The 2,926-nt window shown below is 69.1% G+C and carries 2 protein-coding genes; one reads left to right on the forward strand and one right to left on the reverse strand.

All coding sequences use genetic code 11. The features are described from left to right. Positions 1-210: 210 nt before the first annotated feature. On the reverse strand, positions 211-1,851 hold the full coding sequence (locus QMK24_RS40925) for a DNA repair helicase XPB (RefSeq protein WP_283471992.1): 1,641 nt from the start codon (positions 1,849-1,851) through the stop codon (positions 211-213). A gap of 73 nt (positions 1,852-1,924) precedes the next feature. Between QMK24_RS40925 and QMK24_RS42180 the strand changes: the two genes are divergently transcribed. Further along, the gene (locus QMK24_RS42180; RefSeq protein WP_502962720.1) at positions 1,925-2,755 is read left to right on the forward strand and encodes a VanZ family protein; all 831 of its coding nucleotides are present in this window, start codon (positions 1,925-1,927) and stop codon (positions 2,753-2,755) included. Positions 2,756-2,926 lie beyond the last annotated feature (171 nt).

Here is a 2,926-nt window from a genome sequence, read left to right on the forward strand (position 1 = left end):
CCCCCGCAGGGGCGAGCGCACGTCAGGCGCTGCGTTCGCAACGGGTCCGCAGGGATGGAGTGGACCTGAGGGGAGACGGGTCCGCAGGGGTGGGGGTTCGAAATGCTGCCGAGCTAGTCGATGGGCCGCCTGGAACGTAAAGAGGCGATTTCGAACCGCCGCCCCGGAGGGCCCGGCCCACGGACCCCCAAGCCCGCCACAGGCGACCCGCTACGCGAACAGCTCGTCGGCGTCCATGATCCGGTACGCATACCCCTGCTCCGCCAGGAACCGCTGCCGATGCGCCGCGAAGTCCTGGTCGATCGTGTCCCGCGCCACCACCGAGTAGAAGCGCGCCTCGTGCCCGTCCGCCTTCGGGCGCAGCACGCGCCCGAGCCGCTGCGCCTCCTCCTGGCGGGAGCCGAACGTGCCGGAGACCTGGATGGCGACCGTCGCCTCGGGCAGGTCGATGGAGAAGTTGGCGACCTTCGAGACCACCAGGACGCTGATCTCGCCCTGCCGGAACGACTCGAACAGCTTCTCGCGCTGCGCGTTGCTGGTCTCGCCCTTGATGACGGGCGCGTCCAGATGCTCACCCAGCTCGTCCAACTGGTCGATGTACTGCCCGATGACGAGCGTCTGCTCGCCCGCGTGCTTGGCGACGAGCGCCTCCGTGACCCGCCGCTTGGACGCCGTCGTGGCGCAGTAGCGGTACTTCTCCTCCGGCTCGGCGGTCGCGTAGGAGAGCCGCTCGGTGTCGGTGAGGTTGACGCGGACCTCGACGCAGTCGGCCGGCGCGATGTAGCCCTGCGCCTCGATCTCCTTCCAGGGCGCATCGAAACGTTTCGGCCCGATCAGGGAGAACACATCGGACTCGCGCCCGTCCTCCCGGACGAGGGTGGCCGTCAGCCCCAGCCGCCGCCGGGCCTGCAGGTCCGCCGTGAACTTGAAGACCGGCGCGGGCAGCAGATGCACCTCGTCGTAGACGATCAGGCCCCAGTCGCGGGAATCGAAGAGCTCCAGGTGCGCGTAGACGCCCTTCCGCTTGGTCGTGAGGACCTGGTAGGTGGCGATGGTGACCGGGCGGATCTCCTTGCGGGTGCCGCTGTACTCGCCGATCTCCTCCTCGGTGAGCGAGGTCCGCTTGATCAGCTCGTGCTTCCACTGCCGGGCGGAGACGGTGTTGGTGACGAGGATCAGCGTCGTCGCCTTGGCGGTCGCCATGGCACCCGCCCCGACCAGGGTCTTTCCCGCTCCACAGGGCAGCACGACGACACCGGAGCCGCCGTGCCAGAAGCCCTCGACGGCCTGCTGCTGGTACGGGCGCAGGGACCAGCCGTCCTCGTTGAGCTCGATCGGGTGCGCCTCGCCGTCGACATAGCCCGCGAGGTCCTCGGCCGGCCAGCCCAGCTTCAGCAGGGTCTGCTTGATCTGGCCGCGCTCCGACGGGTGCACCACGACGGTGTCCGGGTCGAGCCGGGCGCCGACCAGCGGCTGGACCTTCCTCGAGCGGAGGATCTCCTCCAGTACCGGCCGGTCGGTACTGGTCAGGACCAGCCCGTGAACGGGGTGCTTGCTGAGGGTGAGCCGGCCGTAGCGGTCCATCGTCTCGGCGACGTCGACGAGCAGCGCGTGCGGCACGGGGTAGCGGGAGAAGGCGACGAGCGCGTCCACGACCTGCTCGGCGTCGTGTCCTGCCGCTCGCGCGTTCCACAGGCCGAGCGGTGTCAGCCGGTAGGTGTGGATGTGCTCCGGTGCGCGCTCCAGCTCCGCGAACGGGGCGATGGCGCGGCGGCAGGCGTCCGCCCGCTCGTGGTCGACCTCCAAGAGCAGCGTCTTGTCGCTCTGGACGATGAGAGGCCCGTTGTTCAAGTGCCACACCCTTCGGTTCGTGATGGAGGCAAGCCTCCAGTGTCGCGCATCGCGGTCATCGGCTGTGGCGGCTGTGGCGTACGGCCGCGGGCAGGGGGTAGACGCCCCGTCGACCTGGATGGGGGAACGTATGGCTCGCACCGATCTGTTCCAGCCGGCCCGCAGACGCCTGGCCGCGAGGCGCGCGCTCAAGCTCCGGCCCAAGACGCCGCCGAAGCGGACGCCGAAAGCAAAGCCGAGGCCCGCGTGGAAACCCACGTGGAAACCCGGGTGGAAGGCTGCGCCGAAGTCGGTGAAGAGCCCGCTCAAGAAACCGCTGCGGAAACCGGCGCGGAAACCGGCCCCCAAACCGGTGTTCCGGGACGAACCGGGAGGGCGCAGATCGATCGTCGCCGGGCTCACCCGGGCGCTGGTGATGCTGCTGGCCTTCGTCTGCATGGTCGGCTTCGCGGTGGTGCTGGCCAAACTGACGCTGCAGCCGTCCCCGGCGTCGGTCAAGCTCATCCACACGAATCTCCGTCCGGGCGATTCCATCCGCCAGTACATCGACCAGCCGGCGTTCCGCGACACGGTGAAGCAGATCGGCGGCAACCTGGTACTCGGGGTGCCGTTCGGAATCCTGCTGCCGATGCTCGTGCCGAAGGCGCGCGGTCTGCTGCGGGTGGTGCTGGTGACGGCGCTGGTGATGTTGATGGTGGAGACGGTGCAAGGCGCGATCGTCGTGGGCCGGGCCTTCGACATTGACGACGTGATCCTCAACACGACCGGCGCGCTGATCGGCTATCTCCTGATCGGCAGGCGGCTGGGCAAGGCGCTGCATCCCCCGCGCCGGCACTGGTGGCAGCGGCGGCGGCCCGAGGAAGCACAGGAGGGACGTCGCAGGCGGACACCTGAGCGAGCATGATCCGCACGCGACGCTGTGGTGCTAGCGGTGCTAGCGGTGCTAAGCCCAATACCAGTGACTTAAGGTATCGGATCCCAGCTTCGTGGGACCTTGGTCGGTGGGTTGATTGAGGCGGTGCGCCAGTGCGGGGCGATGGCCACGGCCTCGGCGGAGCTCCGGTCGGGCTGGGGA

This window comes from Streptomyces sp. PH10-H1 (genome assembly GCF_030063355.1).
In the GTDB taxonomy this organism is placed as follows: Bacteria; Actinomycetota; Actinomycetes; order Streptomycetales; family Streptomycetaceae; genus Actinacidiphila.